Here is a 26,038-nt window from a genome sequence, read left to right as displayed (position 1 = left end):
CCTGTCGCGTGGCGACACGATCTGTTGAGGTACGGCATTATGCGCCGTACCGCAGCGCGAAGCCTACAGCCCGCATGGAGGACCCCACCCACCCCTTTCGGGTTAGGCCACAGGTCACGGCTTCACATAGGACCAGCCCTTCTCCTGCAGTTCCATCACGCGCACGACGCCTGACTTCACCACCTCCGCCTGGCGAACAATCGGGATATCCTTGTTCTCGGCCTTGTGCATTTTTTCCTGGGTATTGCCACAGGCCTTGAACGAGACCTCCGGCGTGCTCAGCGCCATTTCCTCGAGACGGGCTTTCACCGGCGAGGTGTCGTCGCGCAGCATGTGCAGGCCGGGTCCGAAGGTGACCACCTCGATTTTCACCTTCTCGCCGAGATCCTTGTAGTATTGCGCAACGTTGACTGCGTTGTTGAGCGCGAGATTCATGGCTGCGGGATCGTTCGTGTTCACCTGCAGGATCAGGTTGTGCGACTTGGCGTTGGATGGAAGCCGGGCGTTGGCGTCGAGAGGAGATCGTTCCCTCTTGTGGGTGGTCGCCTTGCGCGAGATATGAACCCTTTGGACCTTTTCTGAAACGTGCTGATAGTCCGCAGTGCGGTTCGTTGTTGTCGGTGTCCAGTACCGTCCGCCGCCTTGCTCCGCCGCAGCGTATGAAGCGGCCAGGAGCGCCGTTGCGGCTCCGATGATGGTTACCTTCGCAATATGCTGAAACACGCGCATGGATACCTCCTGTTAAAGACACGTCATTGAAATCTCTAGCCGTTGGGTTTTGCGGTCGGTTGTGGCCACCTGCAGGCAGCGGTGATCTTCGCGCGCACCACATCCATCCCACCCAACGGAAACACCGCATCCAGCGCCGGTCCGGTACGGGGTGCGAGGTGAATATTGAGACCTCCGCCGTCCGGAAGGGACTGCAGCAAGCGAACCACGTCACCGCCGAACGCAACGCCAGTCCCGGACGCAGGCACAGCTGCCGCGACTTGCTGCGGCGGACCGTCGTTGATGCGGTAGGAAATCGCATATCCATCGCCGCGACCGGACACGCGGGAGCCCGCGACGATCAGTTCGCTCCGCCCGCCATGGCAGCGAATCGAAAGCGTCATTGCGCTTTCGCCAGCACCGTCGCGCGATGACGTCGTGGCGGTGGCGACCGGTGAATAGTCGAGCGGTGAAGTCGTCAGGCTGACGACCCAGCTGTTACCCAGGTTCGCCTGGGACAGCGCCGACGCCCGCGGTGTCTTCTCGGAGCACTCCGGCCGTTCGGAGCGTTCCTTGGCGGAGCAATCGCGGAGCTGAGCGATCTGGCGATATCCTGCCGCCTGCGCCGAAGCAATGCCGCTTGCGAGCAAGACTCCAGCCACCGCGCAGGTCGCCGCGCGTCTCATTGCGATGTATTTGCGGCGGCGCGCGGCTCGCGATCGAGCCACGCCTGCGCTGCGGGGAAGCGCGTCAGGCCGGGAACGGTCGCGGCGAGATTGATCGTCTTCCACTTTTGGTCGAAGCCCGGCTGCTGCAGCTTGTCGATCCGCGAGAACAGATACTCCACGAAGCGCGCAAGGCGCTCATAGCGGTTCGATTTGGCCGGAAAGTTGAAAGCCACCAGGGCGGTCGGCACGGCGATTGTCGTGACGCGCTCGCCCTGCTTGATGAGATTGGGATACTCCGTGGCCTCGAGCGAGGCGGGAAGATAAAAGTCTTCGAACCTCCTGTCATAGGGAACAGGCAGGAACTTGAACCCCGGGTCCCAGCGGCCGCGCACGAAGGCATCCACCGGCTTCGAGGTGATGAAGACGACCGCGGCCACCTCGCCCTTGCGCATCTGCTCGAGCGCGACCTGATGGGGAATGAAGGTTTTTTCCACATCGAGGCCAAGGCGGCTGAAGATCAGCGGCCCCGAATAGGCCGCCGCGGTACCCAGATTATTGAAGTTCACCTTCTTGCCGGCGAGATCGCTCAGGCTTTGGATCTCGGGACGAACGAAGATATGCAGTTCGGACGGAAACAGGTTCAGCACGAAAGCCAGCCGTTGCTGGATATCCGGCACCTGGCTCCTGTATTCCTCGAGCACGTCGGAATTGATGATGGCGGCATCGATGCCGCGCAAATACAGCAGCGAGTTCACATTCTCCGTCGGCCCGCGCGTCACGACCGGCAACACGTGCAGCTTGTCGCCATCGTCTACCACGCGGGCGATTTCGGCCGCGAGACGAATGGGCGCGCCCTCGAGCAGGCCCCCGGCGAGGCCGATCGTCCAGGCATTCATCGTCACCTGCGGCTTTTGCGGCGGCGGCTCACGGCGCAATTGACGCGGTGCAGCAGGTTGCGCCTGTGCATCCACGTTTGACAGCGGAACGGTCGTGAGCAGCGGAATCAGCAGCGCCAGCATGCGCAACGGGTGCAATTCCCTTTTTGCGGTCTGTCCCATGGGATCTCCGCCCTCGCCGATCGGTGATTTTGTCGTAGTTTCATGCAGTTCATCGGCGCGCGCTATTTCTCCCCATGGGGGAGCCCACTACTCCTTCCGGATTATCCATTGTGCGTGTCCCCCCACGCCGCGGCAGCGAGGGACCGGTCACCGGCACCAGACATCCGGGATTTCCCTCACTCCAGCCCCGCGGACGGCAGACGTATCGCCACTCGAAGTCCCCCGAGTGGAGACCGGTCCAGGCTAAGGGATCCGGCGTAAAGCTCGGTGAGTTCCCGCGTGATCGACAGCCCGAAGCCGAATCCTGGAGAGCTTTCGTCGAGCCGTTGGCCGGCCTGCACCGCCTGCGACATCTGCTCCGGCGAAAGCCCCGGTCCATCGTCCTCGACGACGAGGACGACACTTCGCGTCTCCTCGCGAGATTCGACGACAACCTTGCTGCCGCACCAGGAGAAGGCGTTCTCCAGCACGTTTCCCAGCATCTCGTCGACGTCCTGCTGTTCGCAGGCTACCGCCAGGCCGGCTGGTATATGATTGACGAAATCGATCGTCTTGTCGGCGTTCACTTTGCCGAGGACGAGACCGAGATCCGCGACGCGTGGCGCGATTACTGTTCTTGTCCGAACCGGACCGCCAAGTGCGGCCGATCGGGCGCGGCCCAGATGATGCCGGATGCGCCGGTCCATTAGGACGACGAGACCGTGAAGATCCTCTGAGCCTGACGATTGCTTCTGCAGCGCGACCGCCAGCGTCGCAAGCGGCGTCTTCAGTCCGTGCGCCAGATTCGAGACGTGTTTGCGCGCCCGCTCCAGGTTGGTGGCGTTCTGAACCAGCAGCGCATTCAGTTCGGTGGCCAATGGCTGCACCTCGCCCGGCTGCGCGTCGGGCACGTTGTCGCGAAGTCCAGCTCTTACATCGGCGACCGCCTGACGAAGTCGTTCGAGGGGACGCAACCCCAGACGAACCTGGATCAGCATCGCTAAGATCAATGCGATGCCGAGCACCGCGAGCGACAAGGCCAACGTGCGCATTGCTTCCCACAACGGCCCGCGCACCGCGTCTCTCGGCGCGGAGGCCACGATCGTGACAGGAGTGCCGGACACCGCGACGTTCAAAATGCGAAAGTGGAGTACGTTGTCGTATGGACCCTTGCCGTCGGCAGGCAGCGGGCGTTCTCGCGGAGGCGGATCTTCGCCGATCGGGGGAGGCGGCGGCGGGGGCGGCAGGGGTCTGTTGCTGATATCGGGAGGAGCCAGATCCGCTCCGTCGAGCGACCGCGACCGCAAGGCGTTCTTTGGCCCCAAAATCTGCCAGTACCAGCCGCGTCGGCGTCGATCGAATGGCGGCCCGTCGGCGGATCCCGCCAGACGAATGTTGCCGGCGCCGTCGGCTTCAAGCATGGACGCGAGGAAGAGGATCTGCGCGTCGAGCCTCTGATCGATCTGCCCCTGCACGAATCGATGCAGCACGAACGATATCAGGATCGCGGCGACGATCAGGGCCGCGGTGATGAACACGCCGGCTCCGATCATGAGGCGCCGGCCGAGCGATGCATTCCGGCTCATCATGGGGATCCCGAGTTGAGCTTGTAGCCGCGGCCCCTTTCGGTCTCGATCAGCGCCTTGCCGACCTTGCGCCGGAGCCGCGCGACGATCACTTCGATGGAATTCGAATCCGTCCCGACGTCGCCCTCATAGACCTTTTCCGACAGCAGGCCTCGCTCGACCACGGTGTCCTTGCGCAGGATCAGGCATTCGAGAACACGCCACTCCAACCCGGTCAGCTTCAACGGCAATCCATCGAGCTCGAACACGCCGGTCTGCGTTTCGAAGCTCAGGGGTCCGCAGGAAATTCGCGGCACAGCATGCCCCGAGGCGCGACGGACCAGCGCGCGAAGGCGCATGACCAGTTCCTCGATCCGGAATGGCTTGGTGAGATAGTCATCGGCCCCGGCCTTGAAGCCTTCCACCTTGTCGGTCCAGCCGTCGCGCGCAGTCAGGATCAGCACCGGCAGGTGCCGGGCCTGCTTCCGCCAACCGCGCAGCACCTCGACGCCGGGCACTTTGGGCAGCCCGAGATCGAGCACCGCGGCATCGTAGGATTCGGTTTCGCCGAGGTGCTGTCCGTCCTCGCCGTTGGCGGCGATGTCGACCGCGAAATTCTCCTCACGCAGGGCTCGGGCAATCTCTTGCGCGAGCAGGCGATCGTCTTCGACCAGAAGGATTTTCATTCGGCTCACACCTCGGACCGGAACTAGGCGCCCAAGCTTAACTCAAGCTGAACGGAACGGTTCAGGCTGGATTGGGGACAGTGTCCTAGGCTTCAGGCATCGCAATCATGAAAGGAGCGTCCAATGACCGAAAGCGATGCACAGAGGGATACGAGCCCGTCGCTGCCTGGGCGTCGGCAGGTCCGGCATCGTGGCCTGTTGGCAGGGGCCGCGCTTGCCGTGCTTGTCGCCGGCGCAGCGGCCGGTGCCGCTGGCGTTCGCGTCGCCCAGAATTGGCCGCCGCGCAACGTCATGCTGCTGCAGCCGACCGCGATCGACAGGCTGCAACCCGGCGGTCCGTCCGCCGTGCGCGGCAACGTCGCTGAGATCTTCGGCCACATGTTCTTGATGGAGGACGGCGGCGGCCGCGCCCTGATCGATCTCGGACCGCGTGGGGATAATGCCGATGCCGTCACCAGGGGAGAGATCGTGACGGTCCAGGGAATGTTCGATCAGGGGATCTTCCGCGCTCAAATCGTCTCGCATGCCGACGGCCGAACCGAAGCCTTCGGTCCTCCGCCGCATCCGCCTCGCGGCGCGCCACCGCCGCCTCCGCGGGCCGACGGGCCGCCTCCGCCGCCGCCCCCAGGGGCACCACCCCCACCACCGCGGGCTGACGCCCCGCCACCACCGCCCGGAGCACCGCCACCGCCCCCTGGGCCCAAAGCGCTTTGAGCAAATCACGAACAGTAGAAAATCAGGAGATCAGGATGTCGGAAGACCAGATCAAATTGTCCGGCAGGATCGTGCACGTTTTTGCGCACCGCTTTGTGGTTCAGACCCCGAAAGGCATGGTGCTTGCCGATCTCACGCCGCATGGAGCAGACCTCGTCAAGCTCCGGATCGGAGCCGATGTCGAACTGGAAGGCGAGCAGAAGCCTTCTGAGCTCAAGGTGACGCATTTCGCGTGCGATGGCGCGGGCGTGACGATCCAGCACAAGAAGAAGCCCGAGCACGCCCACCACGAACCCGCAGACCCCGCCGCAGCGATCGAGGCCGCTCGCTCGGCCGGGTTCGAACCGATGGGTACGCCCCGTCGCAAGCCCAAGCATTTCGAAATAGACGGCCGGCGCAACGGCGAGACCTACGAACTGCACGTCGAATTGGGCGGACGAATCCGGAAAGCCAAGCTCGTCGGCAACGGACACGAAGCTGCTTGACGCTTAGGGGACGACTGACGCCGCTCTGAGCAGCCGTAACAGGAAACCGGACCCGAACCGGACTCAACCGGCTCGGGTGCGTCGAGGATCTCATCGGACAGGCAGTTTGTTTAATCAAGCATCGGGATGCAACGTGTCGATAGCACCGACGGCCTCATACAGCGCAAGTCCAGAGAAGGCGCTCCGTCCGCTGCTCGCGCTGAACTTCTTCATCGCCGACATGCAGGCCGGCATCGGGCCGTTCCTCGGCGTATTTCTGCTCGCGCAGGGCTGGCAGGCCGGCTGGATCGGGACGGTGATGACGGCGGGCGGCGTTGCTGGGATGTTGATGACGACGCCGGCCGGAGCCCTGATCGACGCCACGCGCAGCAAGAAGCTGTTCGTCATCATCCCCGGCATCTGCAGTGTCGTCGCCTCCGGCATCGTGCTGCTGTCACAGGAGTTCTGGCTCGTGGCAGCCTCACAGGTCGCGACGGCGATTGCCGGCGCCGCGATCGGTCCGGCCGTCGCCGGCATCACGCTGGGTATCGTCCGCCAGGCAGGCTTCAATCGACAGAACGGCCGTAACCAGGCCTTCAACCACGCCGGCAACATGGTCGGCGCCGGGCTGTCCGGATTCGTCGGCTGGGTGTACGGCTTCACCGCGGTGTTCTGGCTCGCGGCGGTCTTCGGTGTTCTCTCGATCGCTTCCGTTATGATGATCCCGAGCGCGTCCATCGACGACGACGCAGCCCGCGGGCTCGAACGCGAGAGCACGGACGACAAGCGCGCGAGCGGGTTGCAAGTGCTGATCGAATCGAAGCCATTGCTGATCCTCGCCGCAACTCTGCTGTTCTTCCACCTCGGCAATGCGGCGATGCTCCCGCTGTACGGCCTGGCGGTCGTGGCCGACAAGCAGGCCGACCCCGCGAGCTTCGTCGCGATGACCATCGTCATCGCCCAGGGCACCATGATCCTGACCTCGCTGGTTGCGATGCGGATGGCCGAAAGGGAGGGCTACTGGCTGGTCATGCTGGTGTCGTTCATCGCCTTGCCGGTCCGGGGCATCATCGCGGCGTGGCTCCTGAACAGCTGGGGCGTTTATCCGGTACAGATTCTTGACGGCGTCGGCGCGGGATTGCAGAGCGTGGCAGTGCCCGGCCTCGTCGCGCGGATTCTCGACGGGACCGGGCGGATCAATGCCGGCCATGGCGCGGTCATGACGGTCCAAAACATCGGTGCCTCGCTCAGCCCTGCGATCGGTGGCTGGATCGCGCAGGAGTTCGGGTACGGGCCGATGTTTCTCATTCTCGGTGGCTGCGCCACGGTCTCAGTCGCGCTGTGGAGCGTCTTCGCGCCGTTGTTGAAGCCTGCTTGTGCGACAAAGCCCGGGCACGCATCGGATGCAATGGTTTCAAGCGCCGCGAGTGTCGCCTGATGTTCACTCACAACGCCGCGACCTGGGGAATCGCCGGTCTTGCGACCTTGGGCGTCATTGCGCGCCCCTGGAATCTGCCGGAATACATCTGGGCAGTGACCGGCGCCGTCCTGCTGATCGCCTTCGACCTGTTGCCGTGGCGAGACGCCGTCGCGGCGGCAGGCAAGGGAACGGACGTCTACTTCTTTTTGATCGGCATGATGCTGCTGGCCGAGGTCGCTCGGAAAGAGGGCTTGTTCGATTGGTTCGCCGAACTCGCCGTCAAGCATTCGCGCAACTCAGCGTCGCGGTTGTTTTCGATCGTCTATGCGGTCGGTACGCTGGTCACCATTTTCCTGTCGAACGACGCCACCGCCGTCGTGCTGACGCCCGCGGTCTACGCCGCGACCCGTGCCGCGAAGGTCGAGCCGCTGCCGTATCTTTTCGTCTGTGCGTTCATCGCCAACGCCGCCAGCTTCGTGCTGCCGATCTCTAATCCGGCCAACCTCGTGTTGTTCGGCGCGCGGATGCCGACGCTGCCGCAGTGGCTGCACTACTTCCTGCTGCCCTCGACCGTGGCGATTGCAGCGACCTTCATCATGCTCCGGCTCAGCCTGCGGAACAGCCTGTCGGGTAGTGTCGATGTGCGCGACGGAGAGCCGGCCGTGCTTGCCAGAAGTGCCGCGATCGTCGCCGCCGGCATCGGCGCGACGGCGGCGGTCCTGCTCGCCACATCGGCGTTGGGTCTGGATCTTGGAATCCCGACATTTGCCTGCGGGGCGATGGTGACCGTGATCGTGCTCCTGCTCGGCCGCACATCGCCGCTATCGATCGCGCGCGATATCTCATGGTCGGTCCTTCCTCTCGTCGCCGGACTGTTCATCCTGGTCGAGGGCCTCAATCGCACCGGCGTGCTGCCGGCACTCGCGGAAGAGCTCGAGCGAACCGCCGCGCGATCGCCGCACGCAACCTCATGGGGCGCCGGCGTCATCACGGCGATCGCCTCGAACCTCATCAACAATCTGCCGATGGGTCTGATCGCGGCGACGACCACGCAAGCCGCGCAGGCGTCCCATCACGTCACCGGCGCAATCCTGATCGGCGTCGACCTCGGACCCAACCTTTCAGTCACCGGTTCACTCGCCACGATCCTGTGGCTGATCGCGCTGCGGCGCGAGGGTGAGCATGTTGGCGCGCTTCGCTTTCTGCAACTCGGCATTGTGGTCATGCCGCCGGCATTGGTACTTTCGCTGCTTGCGCTCTCGCTGTCTGCCTCATAAGAGCGGTTGCGGCTTCGATTGCCAGAAACGGGGGGAGCTCCAAGAGGGCTCAACTTCTCTTGGCGGGGCCGCGCATGTTGTGTAGGCGCTGCATACGCGCCGCCGGTCGCACAAAATCGTAGAAGATCGCGGCTTGGCGCACTAAATCGTGGAAATGGCGGAGAGAGTGGGACTCCCATCCCTTTTGTCCCGAACGCGCTAAAACAACCGAAAAACAAGGATTCCCAAAAAACCCGGTCTAGGTTTGTGACCACCGCTGTGTACCACCGCGCCGACCGACTCGGCCGTCAATGTCGGGCGATTTCGAGGCGGCTCAGGGGCGCTTCGAAGCGGGCGCGTGTCTCTGCCTACGCCGGTCGCGCAACCGTTCCATGAGCCTCGGCGGACGGTCGGTCGATATCAGCTTGTCGACGAATTCCAACTCTGAATGGTCGATCCCGTAGACGTACTTCACGGCCTGTTTGGCGACCTGAGAGTTGACCTCGTGAGCCAATTCCTTGGGCGGCCTGTCCTTGAACTTTCTCGCTCGATTTCTTCGGTATTGGTCGCGACGAACGTAAGCGCTTAGCTGCAACCCTATTGATGCTGGCTTGACGTTTTGCGGAACCGCCATGGCATGAGATCGTCGATTTCGCTTTGGGGGTGGCCGGTAATGATCGCCGTGAGCGTTTCGGCGATGTAGGCGACCGGGTTGACGTCGTTGAGCTTACAGGTAGCCACGATGGATGCGAGCAAGGCCCAGTTTTCGGCTCCGACCTCATGACCGGCGAAGAGCGCATTTTTCTGGTCAAGCAGATCGGCCGGATCGCGTTTTCAACCGGATTGGTGTCGAGCTCGAGACGCCCGTCATCGAGGAAGCGCGTCAGCCCCTGCCAATGATTGAGCGCGTAGCGGATGTCATCAGCGAGCGTCGAGCCGCTGGAGATCATCGACAGCTGTTTCTCGAACCACGGCTTCAACGCCTCGACGAGGGGCAGCGAGTGTTCCTTGCGTGCGGCCAGCCTGATGTCCGGCGATGAACCGCGTACCATGGCTTCGATGGCGTAGAGCTGTGCGATCTGCCGGACGGCGGCCTCGGCGATCGGCGATTTACTGTTGCGGGCCAATTTGACGAAGCGCCGGCGCAAATGGCTCCAGCAATGTACGAGCGTCCACGGCCCTTGCGGTCGAGCGACTTCGATCAGCCGATCATAACCGTCATAGGCATCGCATTGCAGGAACCGTCCGTTGAAGCCGTCCAGGAACTGCTCAGCGAAGGCGCCGCTGCGACCGGGGGCATATCGGAACAGCACGATCGGCGGACTTGGGCCGCTATGGCCGCGGTCGTCGGAGACGATCGCCCAGAAGTAGCCCTTCTTGGTTTGACCACGCCCGGGATCGAGCACCGGCGCCGTGGTTTCATCCATGAACAGCCGATCCGCCGCTGCCAGATGGCGGCGCATGTGGTCGGCAATGGGCTGCAGATGGAAGCAGGCGCGGCCTGACCAATTGCCCAGTGTCGCCCGATCAAGCCGGATCCCCTGGCGCGCATAGATCTCGGCCTGACGGTAAAACGGCGTATGGTCGCCAAACTTGGAGACGATCACCTGCGCAATCGCCGCTTCGGTCGGTAGTCCACCAGGCACGACATGCTCTGGTGCATGCGCCTGCACGACAGGGCCGGAGCAGCGGCGGCAGATGTATTTCGGGCGGCGCGTGACCAGCACGCGCCATTGTGCCGGGATCACGTCAAGGCGTTTGCTGACGTCCTCGCCGATCTTCGTTATCGCACCGCAACCGCACGGACAGAACGTGCTCGCAGGCTCAAGGATCCGCTCCACCCGCGGCAAATGGGCAGGCAAGCAGCCCCGATTGCGATGACGGTCCGGATCCGATCCAGCACGCGATCGGCCCCTGATGACCGCCGCAGCCTTCTCCTGTGCCGCGTCCAGGACGCCTTGCGCGATCTCCACGTCTTCGAGCGGCAAATGATATTGATCTGGCCGCAGCTTCTCGGACTTCGCTCCGAACTTCTCTCGGCGTAGTTCCCCGAGAATGACCTCCAACCGGCGCCGCGCTTCTTCCGACGTTGCCAGCGCCGCTTGATGTTCGCTCAATGCTGCCTGCGTTTGCGCTAAAAGCGCCTTCAGGCGTTCATTCTCGTCGCGAAGCGTCGCGGTGCTCATGCGCCATGTCGAGCACATTTGCGCCGCCGGCGCCATGCCCAACTCGGCACAGAGTCATTCTGCCGCACTTATCCAGCGACCTGTGGACGCCGCGCTTCCTCCGGGCGGACCAACCGCCAATCCAGGCCCTCGAACAGCGCGGCGAACATCGCCGGCGATATCCGCATCACGCCGTCCGCAATCTTTGGCCACACGAACTTGCAACCCTCGAGGCGTTTGTGCACCAGCACCAGGCCCGTTCGATCCCACACCAAAATCTTGATCCGGTCCGCCCGTTTCGACCGGAACACGAAGGCTGCACCGCTGAACGGATCGAGACCAAGCATCTCCTGCACCTTCGCAGCAAGCCCATCGTGCCCACAGCGGAAGTCGACGGGCCGCATCGCGATGTAAATCTTCAGTTCGGAGCCGGGGACAATCATCGTGACGCCCGCACCGCGCGGATCACTCGAGACAGCTGCTCCCCATCTATCGCCGCGTCCGTCCGCACGACGACGTCGCCAATCGCAATCTCGAGCTTGACTGCCGGAACGTGACGCTCCTCTAACGGCCCCTCCACGACCAGCGGTGCGAACGGCGGCTGCGGAGCGTCGCACGACGGTAATTCGCCGCGCTGTCGGAAGCGTCGTCGCCAATCGTAAATTTGCCAGCGCGTCGCCCCGTGCTTGCGCGCCACCTCCGCCACCTGAGCACCCGGCAGCAGACTTTCGCCGACGATCCGAGCCCGCTCGGCCTCTGAACGCACACGACGCCCGGACGGTCCCTCAAGCACTTCAAGCCGGCTGACTACCCCAGACCCAACTGATGAGCCGTCCAAATGGGCGTCTTTTTTGCCGTCCAATCCCATCCCAAACCTCCGTTCAAGCCGGAGGCTTCTTCGCACATCTAATCCAACCCCGAAGCCAGGGTATTGGCTGAGCGCTTACCGACGAACAGGCGGTGGGGACCGATAGGGAGGGTCAGGTAGCATTCGGGTTCGCTGAACGTCTTCGACATGAAGAGTGGCCTATCGGACGTGAGAAACGGCGACGCATCAGAAACGGCGACGCATCGTCCGGCGTGACCACGACGGACCAGCGCATCGCGTTGAGTGCCTGCCCCATCTGTTCGTGATGCGTCAATTCCGGCAGATCGTCCATGACCCATCGTCCCATGTATTCGGGATCCTTCTTTTCGATGAACTCCTCGATCGTCTCGGGATCGTCCGGCCTGCGGTTGGGGGCATATTTCTCCCTTAGGTGCGGAAGATCCCGCTTCCAGTCGTCTTCCACTACCTGCGTGAGGGCGGCCACGTCCTCGGGCATCCGGGTCATGAGCGACATCAGGAAAAGCAACCAAGCCGACCTCGCTTCGGCATCGCTCCTCAACTTGTCGACGTCGGTCTCGATCGAGACGAGGGCCTTCGCGGCGAAGTTGTCGACTGGGCTCATGAACTTGTCTTCGACCTGTTGCGATCGATTGCGGAACACCTTTCTTTTTGTACAACCTGTCCTTGAGGCCCGTCTCTATCGGATAGACGCGCTGCCGATAGATGTTCTTGTAGGGGCGATGGCGTCGTCCTCAGATTTTGGTCCAGATAGCCGGTGGCCATCGCGAGTAGCATCCGCCCCGCCAGCGCCCGACGACTCTCACCGCCTCCTTCCGGCTTGGATAGCCTACGATAAGCAGCGATCGGATGATGTCCGCCCGAGTGGCGCTTAGCGCCTTGACACCGTTCAGTGCCGAGAACCGCCCGGTGAACTTTGTCGCTTCAACGATTACGGCCAATCGCACGTCCCCTAGCCAGGTTGTTGACGGGCGAGAATAATACTCATTGCAGGCAGACGGCGAGCCGGTTGGATGGGAATCTCCACGCGCCTTACCGCTGGCGGGGAAGTAGCTTCCCGATGCCATGCGATTCCAGAGCTTGTAGAGGTTATTCCCAAGGTCCTGCGCAAACTCATCCAGGCTCTGGCCATCGACGCCCGCCGCTTGTCCATTCCCTGCCACCAGCTGGTAGGCCTCCCAGACCATACGCTTGGTGATTGGCAACGGTTTGTCCGGCGTCATGGCGCTCCTCCCGACAAAGCCGGTTGGCGTCCGATGTCGGACAGGGTAACGCAGCCCCTTCGCTCCATGGCCATTACAGCCACTTCAGCGCTACTACGAGCTGCTCCGTCCCTGTCTCGGGTATTGGTGTGTTCTCCCTCGTGGCGTGCGCCACTTGCGGATTCCCCTTTACACCCCGAGCCAGGTTTCCTCGTTCCGGATTGAAGCCTGTGATGAGATCATGCCGCCCATACACCGGCTGTCGCGTGGACCGTAAGCAGGTATCGCCCACACTCTTCCGAGCATCACTATCCCCATGCCCGTTTTGACAGCGTCTGGACCCATTTCGATGCGTTATCGGCGGTTCGCTTGCGCTCATCTTCTCGTCACTCACCTGACGGCGTAGCCCGCCGCCTTTTCCCCAGCGTTCACCACCACGTCTCTTAAACGCAGCAGCCTGGAGTGGTTTGAAGCCTGCCCCTGCAGGCCGGCTTCGGGAGGCCAAACTCCCATCTTCAACACAGTTACGCTGGCAGATACGCACCAGCGACGAGGCACACGGAAGTACGGATCGTGCACCCAGCGCTCGCCCCCCCTCATCGGACAGCCCGTAAATGTGCTTGAGGAACAGCAGCCCGATAATGAATCGGGTCTCGATCCCCGGCCTGCTGTTCTCGCTGTAGAGCGGGGCGATCTCGCCGTCGATCCAGTCCCAGTCGATCTTGCCGGCAAGCAGAACGAGCTCGTGCTTCATGTTGATGATCTGGTCCAGCCGTGCCCGAAACAGATCGTTCGATCCCGTCGTCTTGTGCTTCTTCGGCCGCATCGTCCCTCCGGTGCGCCACAGAAGCACGGTTCACAGCGGAGAGGACTCCACAAAACGAATTTGCAAGGTTTGCGGCCATCAAGCCTCAAATCCCTGCAATCTCAAACGCCGTCAAATCCCCAAAACAGACTCCCGCTCAATCGCTTACAGGCTTGTTCACAGCCGACCACAAAATTGCGGCGCTGAAGAAGAAGCTGCTCCCGCACACGCGCCGACATCGGATACCCGCGCAACTGGCCGCTGCGGCAGAGGACAAGGCGATCGGAAAGCATCGCGCGCGAAGCGGATGCCAGACGCAATCTAGCGAGGATTACACCGGCCCTTCCCCCTGGACTTTGGAAGAAGGCGCCCCTAGACAGCCTGCAAAATGGATCGAGCCTACGATAGCCACGTCGAACGCCATACGGCGGCGGTGGCACTGAATAAGGGCTACATCGTTCTCACGTCTACCAACAACGTTGCCGCTTATGATGGCATGCAATGTGTGGTCAAGGACCTCGCTGGCTGGGCGGATGAGATCGCTTAACTGCACATCCGGCTTGACCGCCACGCGCACCGTCATTGCCTGCGCATCGGTTAGCAGCCGGCCGTTGATGCTGATGCGCTGTTCGGCGGCGACTCATGGCTGTGAATAAGCTGCGAAAATTTGACCCCGCGGATATCAATAGATTCAAGCATTTCGTTGCGTCGGTCGGCGCGCGGACCCCGCGCCGATTTCGTACTCCGCAACTTACGCAGCTGTCGATCTCCGGCGCACGTAAGAGCCCGGCGCGTCTTCAATAATCGCCGTCTTGCCGCCACCAGGTTCGCGCGCGGGAACGCGTTCTCCATCAAAATGCGTTACCCATTCGTCCCAAAGCGGCCACCATGATCCCTGGTGAGGTGTCGCCCCGGCGAACCATTCGTCCGGGCTGGCTGGCAGACTATCGTTGGTCCAGTGACCATACTTGCTGCCTGGAGCGCTGATCACACCGGCCAAATGCCCCGAGGCCGACAACACGAACTTGGTCGGTCCAGAAAATAGGCGTGTTGCTGCATAGGTGGATTTCCATGGCGCAATATGGTCCTCTTGTGTGGCGAGGACGAAGCTCGGCGTGGTGATCTTCGATAGATCGATTGGTGTATTAGCGAGACTGATCCCGCCTGGCTTTATCAGGAGATTCTGCTGATACATCTGACGCAGGTAGAATGAATGCATAGCGGCCGGCATGCGTGTCGGGTCCGAATTCCAGAATAGAAGATCCAATGGCACGTGTTCCTTGCCAAGCAGATAGTTGCTGACGACAAAAGACCAAATGAGGTCATTGGCTCGCAACATGTTGAACGAGGTCGCCATATCCTGGGCTTCGAGATAGCCCCGCTGACGTATGCGTCTTTCAAGTGAGGCGAGTTGCCCCTCGTCGATAAAAACACCCATATCACCGACTTCGGTGAAATCGACAAGCGTCACGAAGTAGGTTGCGCTTGCAATGCGTTCGTCGCGCCTCGCAGCCAAGTAGGCCGCCGTAGAGGCGAGCAAGGTGCCGCCGAGGCAATATCCGATTGCATTGATACGCCGCTCTCCCGTCGCGGCTTCGATAGCGTCCAGTGCGGCAAGAGGTCCCTCAAGCATGTAGCTTTCGAAGCTCTTGCCAGAGAGCTTTTCATCGGGGTTCACCCAGGAGATGACGAAAACCGTATGCCCTTGATCGACGGCCCACTTGATGAACGAATTTTTAGGCTGCAAATCCAGAACATAGAACTTGTTGATCCACGCTGGCACGATGAGCAGCGGTCGCTTCCGAACTTCGTTCGTTGAGGGCTGGTACTGGATCAGCTGTATCAATTCGTTCTGGTCGACGATCTTCCCAGGAGTTGTTGCGATATTCTCACCGAGACGAAAGGCTTTCATGTCGGTCATGGTAATGGCGAGCTGGCCTTCGCCGCGCTCCAGATCGTCGAGAAGGTTCTGCAAGCCGCGCAGCAGGTTCTGCCCTCCGGACTCAAGTGTTGCCGCGAGAACCTCTGGATTGGTCGCGATGAAGTTCGAGGGGGACATGGCATCCACAAATTGGCGCGTGTAGAAATCGATCTTGCGAGCCACAGCCGGGTCCATGCCTTTGACGCCGCGGACAGCCGAGAGAATCGATTTTGCGGCAACGAGGTAGCTATCCTTTACAAAGCTGAAGTTGGCATTCTCGCTCCATTCGGGGTGATTAAAGCGCTTGTCCTGCGGCGCATCCGAATATCGCGTACCGCGAATATCGAACATGCGCTCTCTCGTTTTTTGCCAAACGACCAAACTGTCGTTCAATAGGTCTATCTGAGCCCTCGCGACCGCGACCGGGTCGCTCATCATCTTGATCATGAGCTCGAAGAAATCGAATCCAACGGTCACATCGACCATACTAATTTTCGTGGCATTCGTCTGATGAAATGCGAAACGCAGCATCAGCATCTGGCTTTGTTGCGCGATTTTCTGAATTTGCCCCGCAAGGGCCAGAGGGTCCCGTGCGGCTTGCACCAACTTGCCGGTCATGTTTTTCCCGTGTAGTTGCCGAGCCTCTTGGCTGGAGGCTCGCCTGCTTCCAGAAGACTAACGCCTAGCCGGAAGCGACTGGAAAACGATAAAGAGATACCTCCATAGGGTGAACCGGTGCTACGGATCAACTTCCGCAATTGATGCTGTGGACGGCTCCTCCACGGGCACGAGAGTGCCAAGACGGTCGAACAACAGAGCTGTCTGATGCTTCATCGCGCGCCATGTCTTCATCTCTTCATCCGCCCGCAGGCTGCCGTCATCAACTCGATCCGCGCCTCCCATGCCGAGTTCGGGATTGCCGCTCCCGTCGGGCCCAGGGGTGTCGAGCAACTGCTGGAAGTCGTCGCCGATGCAGCCGACCGCCGGATCCCAGAGGTGACCCGCGCCCGTCTTGCGGCTTTCGGCAGTCAGTTGCGGGCTCTGAAGGTCTAAATCCAGGCTGGTTCATTCCGTTAAGACCGTTGCACCACGAGTTCGCTCGGAGCGTGCGAGACATACATTGGAAGGATCCTCCCGCGAAGCCCATGATGCGGCGACCAATGTCGACCGCGTAGACGACCATGCTCCCGGCAACAACCTCCCGCGCCAAAAAGCGCTTGCAAAGCCCGCTATTAGCGATGACGGTCTTACGGCTTTCGCCGCTCGGTCGTCTTCGACCTGCCAATTCAGACAGTCATCAAGAGGCCGAACAGCAACGTCCCATAGGCTAATAGCCAGAAGCGCCCAAAATGATACGCCACCAGTCCAATCGCCACGATAAGGCTGATCCCCGTGATCCAGATCAACCAACTCAGATTGGATATGAACTCCAAGCGGGATGGTTGCGGCCGATCTTCCGGTCGCCAACGCTGGATGAAGTCCAACGTCGGATCGACCGCTGCGTAGGTCGCAATGGGATCAACCATCGCAGGCTCAAGAGCAGCACCGTGTCCGCCAGAGATGTATTTCAGATTAAAAAGCTTTTCCTCGTCACCCGCTCCGTGACGAAAGCCATGAAAGCCTGCCGAGCCGATATCGAGAGGGCCGGGTTGGGTCTTGAGCTTCATCAAATCCGAGATCTGCTGAAACAGTTGCGGGAATATTGCCACAACCCAATCGGCGTCCGCACAGATATTCCATATTCTTCCAGTCACTCGTTGCGCGCTGATCAGCCCCGCCCAATCGTATTGGGTTGGGACGACGCTACCTGCAAAGAAGACGTTCCTCACTTTCAACACGGGATATCGCTGCAGCGCGCTGGCTAAGATGTAGGTGCCATTGCTGTGCCCTATGAAGTCCGTCGCTTCAACGTTCGGATACATGGCTACTGCTTGCGTATACTGGTCCATGAACCAGCGTACGTGTTCTTGGCGATCCCAGTAGAGAAGAAAGGGCAGCATTGCAAATCTGCGATAGAGAGGTGGGATGATCTTTACAGTTGCCGCTCGATCGCCGATCTGCCTTTCGATTGATCGTTTGACTTCCGCGGGCCACGTGCTCTCATCCCGAATGCCGTGCATGACAAAAATGAGCTGCTTGATGTTCGTGTCGGTTTGGAGCGCTCTCGCTTTGTCGGCCCAATACGGCGGAAACTCCCCGCGAGTTCGAGTGAGAGCCATTTGAATTGCTCCTCCGGCGGGGCTCAATGTACGCCTATCTTCCTGGTACAGTAGCGACGCTATTTCCGCATGGGATAGTCCTTCCAGGGTCTTGATGATGATGTCATCAGGTGAGCCTGCCTCAAGATCTATGCTATCCTCGCGATCCACCAATTCATCCTTATCTCCGAGAAGATGGATGACCAACGGTAGCCGATCGTCAGGAGAAGATTTCATGGAGCGGAACAAATCGATCCATTGAACGCGCATGTTAGCGACGAACGGCGAGCCTTGCATCAGGCTCGCGATGAACCGCCCTGTGCCGGTCAGGTATCCAACCTGTCTCGCAGCATAGCCAAACGCGTATAGGTAGGAATTGAGATTTCTTGGCTTCTCGTTTGGCCACCCGCGGTTGGGCGCCGCGAGCGAGACGAAGCGATCCACACGATTGACCCAAGGGTGCGGGCCGCGCATACGCATGTCGGGACGATCCTCCAAGCCGTGCCCCCAAAGATACGCTTTGCGGAGCAATAGGCCGCCCGTACTGTAGCCAAAGAGAATAATCTTCTCGTAGTGATACCTGTCGTAAGCATCCCTTATCGCACCCTCAATCATGTTCGTGATGTCATAGGGATCGATATTGGAAGCCCAGCTATGGCTGTAAGTGGGGACCAGCATGTCTGCGTTCGGGCAAGACTCGTGGGTGAGTCTCTCAAGGTCTGGCCTAACTGTCCTTCCACCCAAAGCGGGGCCGTAGACGACAAGCGTCTCATGGTCTCCGTCGATAAGCTGGACAGCACCGATAGTTCCGAAGTCGAAATTTCGCAGACCAAAGATCACGAAAAGAAGAATAATTGCGACGGCAGCCTTGAGAACGAACATCATTTGCTCATCCCTCAACCAAACCGTGAACGATTAGATTTTACACCCGATACTGGCTCGTTTGCATTGCCAACGTCAAGTCGTAAGAGTACCGGGATGCACTTGTGGCAATCAGCGGTTTCGGAATTCTTGACGCAGTCTGGCACAAGGCGTCTGCAACCCAAGGTTTGATGGTATGGCGTATGCGCCGTTCTCGTCGGCAGCTCATGCGCGAGGTTGCCCGAGGATTGACAAATCGCTGGATGCGCTTGCGATCGGCTGCTGGCGGTGTGTCCGGATTGATGCTGCAAATCACTCAGAACGGCGGGCGATCACCTCGCGCCGTCCATCGCTGTTGACGCCGAGCCCGACGATCACCGCGACAGAGACGATGCGACCATTCTGGCGCACCTTCACACAGGTGGCGTCGATCCACATGTACGGCCAGTCGGCCTTGATGGGCGGCCGAGGAACGCCTTCACCTTGTCGTCGATCTCGCCGCGCAGCCGGCTCACCTGGCTCTTGGAGATGCCGCTCATCCCAGATCGCCCACAGACGCCCTGCACATAGGCCTCGTGCAGCACGGCGGTGAGCGCCTTCTCGGCCATGCGGCGGCGGCTCCAGGAAGCCCGGGAAGTAGGTGCCCTTGCGCAGCTTGGGAAATACCAATTCGACAGCGCGCGGGTCTCCCAGATCCGGTCACGGTAGCCGTGCGCTCGGCCAGATGCTCAGCGCTCTTCTCACCGTAGGCCGGCCCGGTGTAGCGTCGACCTCCAGTTCCACAGACGCTAGGTGTCTAGTCCCGGGGTGTGGGGGAATCAGCCATGCTGATCCCACATTCCGGGAGGACCTATGGGCCAGATACTCCATGGCAGCGCCACGACCACGCACGCCATCCGAGCGGCAATGGCTTCGCTCAAAGAACTAGCCGCCCAGCACGGTCTCAATCAGAAGACCGTCGCTAAGTGGCGTAAACGCGCCTTTGTCCACGATGCGCCGATGGGCCCCAAGACTGTGCGATCGACCGTGCTCTCGACCGCGGAAGAAGCGATGGTCGTTGCCTGTCAATCGACCCTGTAATTGCGGTTTGTTGTCAAGCTGCCATTCTTTTTCTCTCTCCAGTGACACGCCGGTAGCGATTGCTCCGTCGGAGCTGGTCAGGTTGCTGCGCACGAACGGCCGGATAGTTTTCGAGGACGGTCGCCGTCTCGATTTCCGGGATAGGGAAATCGTGAGGTTGAGCGTGACGCTTCTCGACCACGGGACGCTCGACGACAAGTTCTTCTGGGCGTTGGCGGACGCGCTGCGGCGATCGAGAAAGTCGAAATTGAAGGACGTCATGTCTAAGATCGGCGACGAGCTGGCCAAGCTCGCCACTATCGGTCGGACTGCCCGCAAATCGTTGCTGGATGCGGCCTTCCTGAGCGTTGGTCAACTCTCGACTGTTCTGGTTGGCGTCACCGACTTGGCGGATTTCGCCAAACGGATAAACTCTCGCGTGACGACCAATTCGGGCAATCCGCTGCTGGAATATCACTACGATCGCAGCAGGCCAGTGCCGTAAGACCGTCTTCCGACAACCATGGCCGGCCGCTTGGGCGAGGGTCTTGCCGGAGCTGCCTAGCCGTGGTCGTTCGGAGGACGCCGATCGATGAGCAGGGTGCCGTCTCGTCCCGGAGATGCGTCGTCGTCTCTTCTGGCCTCGTACTGCTGTTCACGGGTGGAAAGGATTGAGAATATCTCACGGACGCGGGCTCTGCGTGACGGTGCCGAGGTTGGGCGTTCCGCGATGGCCTTGAACACCTTCTCGTCGAGCCCGAAGAAGACGCCATTCTCGATTTCGCGTCCCAAGTATCCCGGTGCAATATCGCCCGGAAGTTCCGCAACGGGGTTGTCGAGGAAGAACGAGTAGGCCTTCGCTATCGCATCCCGTTCGTCGAACTCGACACCGATCCGGTGCCCCTCTGCGGGCGGATCAATGACTTTTCCCTCGGCTCCGGACGCCTTCAGCATGAAGAAGGTCGCGCAGCGCGTCACGGGTCTCTTGCCGTTCGCGGAGATCAGGGTCGACACCTGTCCGAGGGCTTTAGCTTCGGCGCTTGTGCTCGGCTGTCGCTGACGGCCTTTGCTTTCGAACACGTGCCTTTCGGTCCGGCGGATGCCGATAAAATCCGGGCGGGACTTCGGCGCGGGGGATGCGGCACCGGCCTTCGGTTTCATCGTTTTTTCGGCGTCACCCACTCGCATCCGCGGACGCCGGCGAGGTGTACGAGGTACTCGATGTTCATGTGACGCTGGGCGTACCAGTGCGTGAACGCCTCCCCGAGCAGGACGGAAACGCCGACTTTTTCCGTCTGCTCGAGACTTCTGAAGTACCGCGTCGTTCGCAGGTCCGGCGTCAGGTAACCCGTAGCCATCGCGAGCAGCATACGCTCGCGCCAGCGCCCGACCGTCTTCACGGCCACTTTCCGGCTCGGATAGCCGACGATGATCAGCGATTGTTGATGTCGGCGCGAGCGGCGGGAAGTGTCTTCGTGCCGTTCAACGTCGAGAACTTGCCGGTGAATTTTTTCGCCTCGACTAGTACGGTCAACCGTGCGCCCGTTCCCAGGTTGTTGTCTCGCAAGCTTATCACTCTGACGCGCGGGCGGCGAGCGATCGGATAGGCGACGACGACCTGATCGCTGATGCGCGATTCCGCTAGATCCTCCCGGAGAACCGGGTGTACGCGGTCAGCCTCTGCACACTAGGTTCGACGTCCCGGATGTAGATCTCGGTCCGCAGGAACGCGATTTCGCCGTCGAGGGCCGCCTCGTCGACGTCGACGTACCAGGAGCGCGGCCGCCCGTCGCCGCCGTCGGACCAGCGGTAGCCACGTTTTTTGAGCGAATCCTTGAGTTCGAACGGCGCCCGCTCTGCCCAGATCCGCAGGGTCGCTTTGCGAGCGGTCTCCAGCAGCAATGCGAGCGCTGGCGCGCCCGTGGTCGGCAGTTCGTAAGCCAGAACCTCGAGCAAGGCGTGGCAATCGTCGACTGCCCGGTGCGCCTGGTGGAAGAAGCCGGCTCCGTTCAGCAGGCAGCCGAGCTGCGCACCTGAGAAGCCGTGCGCGCGCCAGTCGATCTCGCTCATGCTGCAGCCCCAGGCCTTGTACTCGAACACGGGCCAGTAGCGCTCGGCAAACTTCCTGTCGAAGCCGCTGTTGTGGGCTATGACGATGACCGCGTCTTCGACGAAGGCTGTGATGGCGGCCTCGTCGAATCTGTGACCGGCGACCATCTCGTCGGTTATACCCGTAATTGCGGTCACCTCGGACGGGATCGGGCCGGACGGCTCGTTGAACGCGGAGAAGGTGTCTCTGACGCCGACGATCCGACCGTCCGGCGTGTAGTCGAACTTGACCATCCCGAGCTCGATTATCTCGTCCTTGACGTGGTCGAGGCCGGTCGTCTCGGTGTCGAGCAGGACGACGGTCCTGACCTCCTGCCCCATGGTCGGAATGTACGTGGGTCGGGCAACCAGGCGCCGCAGCACGCGGTAATCTTGAGAAAGACTGAGGGCCTCGGCCATCGCGGCCAGATCCATCGGGGCGTGCAGCATCGGGGCTCGAAGTGTTGCGATCCGGTCGGTCTGTTTCGCACAAGAGTGCGTCATAAGGTACCTGAGATTCGGCGATTCACGGCGTTTTCGTAGAGTGTCGGTCCGGTTCGAGCGTATCGAGGTAGAACAGGCCGGCGTGTTCGCTCCGCTTTGGCGCGGCTGGCGAACACTCGGCTTCGGAACACGCGCCCGTTCCTACGGTTTGTCCACAACGACCGGCGCGTTCCTACGTGGGGTGTTGAAGGCCGGAGGGAGCCGCGACCGTGCGCTAAATCCTGAATTGGTTCTTCCGCAATCGCGAGACCGGCGCCGTCACGATCGCTCAATGGCCCAATCTCGTCTCGTGACGACGGCGGGCATTCTACTCTGGATCTGGCCGTCCGCCGGCAAGCTCAGCGTCGCCCTGACGGTAGTTTTCAAAGGCGGGTTTCTCGTCTGGGCCGCGGACGAGATTATCCGAGGCGTGAATCCATGGCGGCGCTGTCTCGGAATGGCCGTGGCAGTGTACGTGATCGCGACCCTTCTACAGTGAAGCGTTCTGCCCCGGTCGGCTCGAGAACGAAATCGCATCTCGCCAATTGCCGCAACTACAGGTACTGTGGCTATTATTTTGCAACAAAGGTCTTTGAAAATGGTCGGCGAATTGGCGGGTGACCAGCCCCGCAAGCGGATTGCGATATTTCTCGACGGAACGTGGAATACGACCAACGATAATACGAACGTCTGGAGACTCCGGGCACTCACGGCCCCCCTCGGCGCCGATCAGGTCAGGCAGTCGATCTACTACAATGCGGGTCTTGGAACGCAAGTCGGCAGCAAGGTGCGCGGTGGGATGTTCGGCGTCGGTATCGACGACATCCTCCTCGAGACGTACCAGTGGCTGGTCGAAAACTACAACGACGGAGACGATATTTTCATCTTCGGGTTTTCCCGCGGATCCTACACGGCGCGCAGTTTGTCCGGCTTCGTTTCACGCTGCGGAGTATTGAAACCCGGGGGGCCCCTGTCGATCAGGCAGCTCTACGATCGGTACCGACTGGGACTGAAGGTCCCGTCCATCGAGCGCCTGATCAACCATCCTCCAAAAGATCCCACCTTGGAGGAGGACTGGTTGGTCCGCTACTCGCGCTTCGTGAACATCAAGTTTCTCGGGGTCTTCGATACCGTGGGATCGTTGGGCGTGCCCGTGGGCATCAGTCGCTTCAAGAAAAGCCACTCGTTTCTCAATACCAGCCTGCGTACCCCGAACATCACTGCCGCGCACGCCTTGGCGATTGACGAGCACCGGCCTGATTTCACTCCGACGCTATGGACCAGGAGCGTACCGAAGGATCCGAATGCCGACCAACCGAGAGCACCTCGTTCGCTGGTGGAGGCGGAGCAGCGCTGGTTTGTAGGCGCACACGCCAATGTCGGCGGCGGTTACTCGAACGATCTGCTGTCGCAGAGGCCGTTTGCCTGGATCATGAAGCGGGCCGCCGCTCAAGGGCTGTCGTTCCGCAGCGATGTCGATCAGTTTTCTCCAACCATCAGGTCGCCGGTCATAGATTCCTACGGAAGCTTTCTCGGCGGATTCTATAGGTACCTTCAAAAGGAGTATCAGCGGCCGATAGGAGCGGAGTCGATCGATTCGCGTACCGCCATCGAGAGTTCGATCAACGAAACGATCGACGGATCCGTGTTCGAGCGATGGCAGAGCGACGAGACATACCGTCCCAAGAATCTATCGACATGGGCCGAGAGGAAGAAGGCAGACCTCACGAAGGTTTCCGGATCGGTGCGGGCCGACGATCTTTCTCAAGTACCGAAAGATTGAGGCACGAACGGCACGGCGAAAGGCTGGATGAGGGACTGGCATGGCTCGAATGGTCGTCGATACGAACTACCTGCAGACCGACGAACTGCGCCACTACTTGGACGAATCCCCGCGCAACAAGGTCGTCGTAACGCCGCTCGTCGAACTCGAGATGCTCAAAGGTGATGCGCCCGTCAACGTAATCAAATCGGCGGAGATTTTGGCGGAACACGCGAAGCGGGTCGTGCTGACCAAAGAACCTTTGGACGTAGTGCGTCTCAGGGGACGCCGGAAGAGCATGAAGAAGCGTCTGTCCAGCGGCAAACGAACCGCGACATTCCGCAAGTGGAGCCGTCACACGCGGGAACGCGCCAAGAGGGGCGCCCCCGATCCTTGAGGCACATTGATCGCCGTGCGGCCGGCGCTCGCGCCCAGCTTGCGGATATGCGCCAGAATGCACAGACATTCCAACAGAACATCGATGAAGCACGAAACCGCTACACTAAGGAGGAGCTGGAAGCATTCAGAGCGGACAATTTCACGCCGGCCCTCATCGAGAAGATCCGCATACACACCATGGAGATGGCGCAACAGTTCTTCGAAAATCATCCGAACAAGCCTGGTTGGCCGCCGAAGGATGATATCTTTCACACATTCGAGTTGCGCTTTGCGTTGTGCGCCACCTTCACGCGATCTCGGCCATCGCGAGCGGCGTTGCTAAGGACGCGGATAAACTCCCGAACGACTTTGTCGACGTAAGCGTTGCGGCGTATGCGACTTGCTTCGACGGCCTCTTGAGCAAAGATAAGCTGACGCAGGACATATATCGTAGGGCGCGCTTCCTGCTTGACGAAGAGTTTCTCAAGGTTCCTGCGCTACCCGACGACGTTCATCCCGTGGGACGCTCCGGTAGCGCTCAGGATCCGCGAAAGGAGGTAGACTCATCGGCCTCCCACGCAGGGGGCGAGTAGTCGAGCGCAACCATCCGTCCTTCAAGCCAGCCCCAGTCGGATACCTTTGGTTCGAAGGGACAACTATCCTCACGGGGTATGTAGTCCCAGACGTCGACGACATCCATGTATTCGTCGAAGCTCATCATCTCGGTCAACGGCTTCGCGGCCCTCATGATCTGCACGAATCCGTTGCGGGACACCCAGACAACCGGGCAGAGCAGAGCGCGGCGCGTGGCATTCCCGCTCCGATAGAGTTTTGATTCATAGAGATTGCTGGCACGGCCCTGCGCGTTCCGTGCGAACTTGAAGGCGAACCGGCCGAGGACGACGACCGGCGATCTCATCGCTACCGGCTCTCGATACACTAATTATTCTGTGTCCCGTCGTTCTTGGTCACGTCGCAGTTCTTGCGGGGTCTTCCTTGACGCCGCAGGCGACGATCCGCAGCGCGCCGTCCGGAAACGGCCGCTGCAGCTTGAGCGCCTCGTCCGCAGGCGCGGTCATCCAGGTCTCGACTTCTTCAGGCTTCGTCAAGATTACGGGCATCGCCTTCGGGTGGATGGCGCCGACCTCCGCATTCGGCTCCGTCGTCAGGAGCGCGTAGAGGTCGTTGGTGGTCTCGCCTTCCCGGACCTTTCTGACAGACGTTTGGTCCAGATGCCCGCGAAACAGAGGAGAGGACGCGTCTCGTCCAGAGCGAACCAGACGTCGCCGCCTTAGGCCTTGTTGAACTCGCTGAACGAGTTGAACGGCACCACGCAGCGGTTCTCCGGCCCCAGCCAGCGCGTCCAGTGCTTGCTCTTCACGTTGCGGATGTTGGTGGCTCCGGAATCCGGCTCCATCCGGAACAGCTCCTTGAAGTCGACCGGCTTGCCCTTCGCCCCCAGCTTCTGCACCCGTTTCTTGGTCGCATCCGTCATCGCTTTCGACGACGACGGCATGCCCCAGCGTGCCATGACGATCTCGCGTCCGTCGGCAGCGCTGCGCACGATCGGCGCCGTATAGTCCGGAAAGATGCCCGGCATCGAGGGCAAGTTACCGACGCTGCTGTTGAGCGCGCCGAACAGCCGGCGGATCGCGTCGACGTTCTTGGTCATGGAGTACAGATTGCACATCTCAGGTCTCCGGATCCGGATGCCGGGCCCGTTGGGCCAGTTGCAGCAGGGTCGCAGCCGG

The 26,038-nt window shown here is 61.0% G+C and carries 23 protein-coding genes and 6 pseudogenes; 9 read left to right on the top strand and 20 right to left on the bottom strand.

Going from position 1 to position 26,038, the window contains the following annotated elements:
- Window positions 1-114: 114 nt before the first annotated feature.
- From ACVWZM_RS20425 to ACVWZM_RS20400, 6 genes are all read right to left on the bottom strand, one after another.
- Window positions 115-729, bottom strand: a complete 615-nt coding sequence (locus tag ACVWZM_RS20425) for a DsrE family protein (RefSeq protein ID WP_057021157.1) — start codon at window positions 727-729, stop codon at window positions 115-117.
- Window positions 730-764: 35 nt separating this feature from the next.
- A complete protein-coding gene (locus ACVWZM_RS20420) occupies window positions 765-1,358 on the bottom strand; it encodes a hypothetical protein (RefSeq protein ID WP_456854476.1) in 594 nt (197 codons plus the stop codon).
- A gap of 32 nt (window positions 1,359-1,390) precedes the next feature.
- Window positions 1,391-2,395 carry a TAXI family TRAP transporter solute-binding subunit gene (locus tag ACVWZM_RS20415; RefSeq protein ID WP_456856720.1) on the bottom strand — a complete coding sequence of 335 codons (1,005 nt, stop codon included), beginning with the start codon at window positions 2,393-2,395 and terminating at the stop codon, window positions 1,391-1,393.
- Between the two features lie 215 nt (window positions 2,396-2,610).
- Complete coding sequence (locus tag ACVWZM_RS20410) at window positions 2,611-4,002, bottom strand: sensor histidine kinase (RefSeq protein WP_456854474.1); 1,392 nt, start codon at window positions 4,000-4,002, stop codon at window positions 2,611-2,613.
- On the bottom strand, window positions 3,999-4,664 hold the full coding sequence (locus tag ACVWZM_RS20405) for a response regulator transcription factor (RefSeq protein ID WP_057021154.1): 666 nt from the start codon (window positions 4,662-4,664) through the stop codon (window positions 3,999-4,001). The genes ACVWZM_RS20410 and ACVWZM_RS20405 overlap by 4 nt, the downstream gene beginning before the upstream one ends.
- 105 nt (window positions 4,665-4,769) lie before the next feature.
- Window positions 4,770-5,228, bottom strand: a complete 459-nt coding sequence (locus ACVWZM_RS20400; protein WP_199805383.1) for a hypothetical protein — start codon at window positions 5,226-5,228, stop codon at window positions 4,770-4,772.
- 185 nt (window positions 5,229-5,413) lie between these two features.
- Between ACVWZM_RS20400 and ACVWZM_RS20395 the strand changes: the two genes are divergently transcribed.
- From ACVWZM_RS20395 to ACVWZM_RS20385, 3 genes are all read left to right on the top strand, one after another.
- A complete protein-coding gene (locus ACVWZM_RS20395) occupies window positions 5,414-5,863 on the top strand; it encodes a hypothetical protein (protein ID WP_057021152.1) in 450 nt (149 codons plus the stop codon).
- Between the two features lie 133 nt (window positions 5,864-5,996).
- Entirely contained in the window at window positions 5,997-7,280 is a 1,284-nt protein-coding gene (locus ACVWZM_RS20390) for an MFS transporter (RefSeq protein ID WP_309143748.1), read from the top strand.
- The gene (locus tag ACVWZM_RS20385) at window positions 7,280-8,539 is read left to right on the top strand and encodes an arsenic transporter (protein ID WP_456854471.1); all 1,260 of its coding nucleotides are present in this window, start codon (window positions 7,280-7,282) and stop codon (window positions 8,537-8,539) included. The genes ACVWZM_RS20390 and ACVWZM_RS20385 overlap by 1 nt, the downstream gene beginning before the upstream one ends.
- A 576-nt stretch (window positions 8,540-9,115) precedes the next feature.
- Here ACVWZM_RS20385 and tnpC read toward each other — a convergent pair.
- The 7 genes and pseudogenes from tnpC to ACVWZM_RS20350 form a co-directional block, all read right to left on the bottom strand.
- Window positions 9,116-10,722: pseudogene (gene tnpC / locus ACVWZM_RS20380) on the bottom strand (IS66 family transposase).
- A gap of 50 nt (window positions 10,723-10,772) precedes the next feature.
- The gene (gene tnpB, locus ACVWZM_RS20375) at window positions 10,773-11,126 is read right to left on the bottom strand and encodes an IS66 family insertion sequence element accessory protein TnpB (protein ID WP_456854470.1); all 354 of its coding nucleotides are present in this window, start codon (window positions 11,124-11,126) and stop codon (window positions 10,773-10,775) included.
- A complete protein-coding gene (tnpA, locus tag ACVWZM_RS20370; RefSeq protein ID WP_456854469.1) occupies window positions 11,123-11,551 on the bottom strand; it encodes an IS66-like element accessory protein TnpA in 429 nt (142 codons plus the stop codon). The genes tnpB and tnpA overlap by 4 nt, the downstream gene beginning before the upstream one ends.
- A 112-nt stretch (window positions 11,552-11,663) precedes the next feature.
- Window positions 11,664-12,134: a DUF4238 domain-containing protein gene (locus ACVWZM_RS20365; RefSeq protein ID WP_456854468.1), complete on the bottom strand. Its 471-nt coding sequence runs from the start codon at window positions 12,132-12,134 to the stop codon at window positions 11,664-11,666.
- A gap of 411 nt (window positions 12,135-12,545) precedes the next feature.
- Window positions 12,546-12,753, bottom strand: a pseudogene (locus tag ACVWZM_RS20360) (group II intron reverse transcriptase/maturase); the annotation flags it as partial.
- Between the two features lie 537 nt (window positions 12,754-13,290).
- A pseudogene (locus tag ACVWZM_RS20355) lies at window positions 13,291-13,558 on the bottom strand (IS5/IS1182 family transposase); the annotation flags it as partial.
- A gap of 730 nt (window positions 13,559-14,288) precedes the next feature.
- Entirely contained in the window at window positions 14,289-16,076 is a 1,788-nt protein-coding gene (locus ACVWZM_RS20350; protein WP_456854467.1) for a PHA/PHB synthase family protein, read from the bottom strand.
- A 207-nt stretch (window positions 16,077-16,283) separates the two neighbouring features.
- Here ACVWZM_RS20350 and ACVWZM_RS20345 point away from each other — a divergent pair, with 207 nt between their 5' ends.
- Window positions 16,284-16,511, top strand: a complete 228-nt coding sequence (locus ACVWZM_RS20345; protein ID WP_456854466.1) for a hypothetical protein — start codon at window positions 16,284-16,286, stop codon at window positions 16,509-16,511.
- A 233-nt stretch (window positions 16,512-16,744) separates the two neighbouring features.
- Here ACVWZM_RS20345 and ACVWZM_RS20340 read toward each other — a convergent pair whose 3' ends face one another.
- Both ACVWZM_RS20340 and ACVWZM_RS20335 read right to left on the bottom strand, forming a co-directional pair.
- Entirely contained in the window at window positions 16,745-18,541 is a 1,797-nt protein-coding gene (locus ACVWZM_RS20340; RefSeq protein ID WP_456854464.1) for a hypothetical protein, read from the bottom strand.
- A 306-nt stretch (window positions 18,542-18,847) separates the two neighbouring features.
- Window positions 18,848-19,277: pseudogene (locus ACVWZM_RS20335) on the bottom strand (transposase); the annotation flags it as partial.
- Between the two features lie 92 nt (window positions 19,278-19,369).
- Between ACVWZM_RS20335 and ACVWZM_RS20330 the strand changes: the two are divergent.
- Window positions 19,370-19,579: pseudogene (locus tag ACVWZM_RS20330) on the top strand (helix-turn-helix domain-containing protein); the annotation flags it as partial.
- 181 nt (window positions 19,580-19,760) lie between these two features.
- A complete protein-coding gene (locus ACVWZM_RS20325) occupies window positions 19,761-20,081 on the top strand; it encodes a hypothetical protein (protein WP_456854462.1) in 321 nt (106 codons plus the stop codon).
- 56 nt (window positions 20,082-20,137) lie between these two features.
- Here ACVWZM_RS20325 and ACVWZM_RS20320 read toward each other — a convergent pair whose 3' ends face one another.
- From ACVWZM_RS20320 to ACVWZM_RS20310, 3 genes are all read right to left on the bottom strand, one after another.
- Window positions 20,138-20,737, bottom strand: coding sequence for a hypothetical protein (locus tag ACVWZM_RS20320; RefSeq protein ID WP_456854460.1), 600 nt, complete (start codon window positions 20,735-20,737; stop codon window positions 20,138-20,140).
- Window positions 20,734-20,982, bottom strand: a complete 249-nt coding sequence (locus ACVWZM_RS20315) for a hypothetical protein (protein ID WP_456854459.1) — start codon at window positions 20,980-20,982, stop codon at window positions 20,734-20,736. Before ACVWZM_RS20315 ends, ACVWZM_RS20320 begins: the two co-directional genes overlap by 4 nt.
- 235 nt (window positions 20,983-21,217) lie before the next feature.
- A complete protein-coding gene (locus ACVWZM_RS20310) occupies window positions 21,218-22,114 on the bottom strand; it encodes a 3'-5' exonuclease (protein ID WP_456854457.1) in 897 nt (298 codons plus the stop codon).
- A gap of 631 nt (window positions 22,115-22,745) precedes the next feature.
- Between ACVWZM_RS20310 and ACVWZM_RS20305 the strand changes: the two genes are divergently transcribed.
- Genes ACVWZM_RS20305 through ACVWZM_RS20295 form a run of 3 tightly spaced genes read left to right on the top strand, consistent with a single transcriptional unit; the run spans window position 22,746 to window position 24,668 of the window.
- Complete coding sequence (locus tag ACVWZM_RS20305; RefSeq protein ID WP_456854456.1) at window positions 22,746-23,930, top strand: DUF2235 domain-containing protein; 1,185 nt, start codon at window positions 22,746-22,748, stop codon at window positions 23,928-23,930.
- 40 nt (window positions 23,931-23,970) lie between these two features.
- Entirely contained in the window at window positions 23,971-24,306 is a 336-nt protein-coding gene (locus ACVWZM_RS20300; protein WP_456854455.1) for a hypothetical protein, read from the top strand.
- Complete coding sequence (locus ACVWZM_RS20295; protein WP_456854454.1) at window positions 24,303-24,668, top strand: hypothetical protein; 366 nt, start codon at window positions 24,303-24,305, stop codon at window positions 24,666-24,668. Before ACVWZM_RS20300 ends, ACVWZM_RS20295 begins: the two co-directional genes overlap by 4 nt.
- Before the next feature lie 157 nt (window positions 24,669-24,825).
- On the opposite strand, the gene ACVWZM_RS20290 is transcribed toward ACVWZM_RS20295, so the two are convergent.
- Both ACVWZM_RS20290 and ACVWZM_RS20285 read right to left on the bottom strand, forming a co-directional pair.
- The gene (locus ACVWZM_RS20290) at window positions 24,826-25,206 is read right to left on the bottom strand and encodes a hypothetical protein (protein WP_456854452.1); all 381 of its coding nucleotides are present in this window, start codon (window positions 25,204-25,206) and stop codon (window positions 24,826-24,828) included.
- A 49-nt stretch (window positions 25,207-25,255) separates the two neighbouring features.
- Window positions 25,256-25,977: pseudogene (locus tag ACVWZM_RS20285) on the bottom strand (SOS response-associated peptidase).
- Window positions 25,978-26,038: the final 61 nt, after the last annotated feature.

This window comes from Bradyrhizobium sp. USDA 4501, assembly GCF_054062115.1.
Note: the sequence above shows the minus strand (reverse complement) of the source record. Positions and strands in the feature narration are given on the sequence as shown.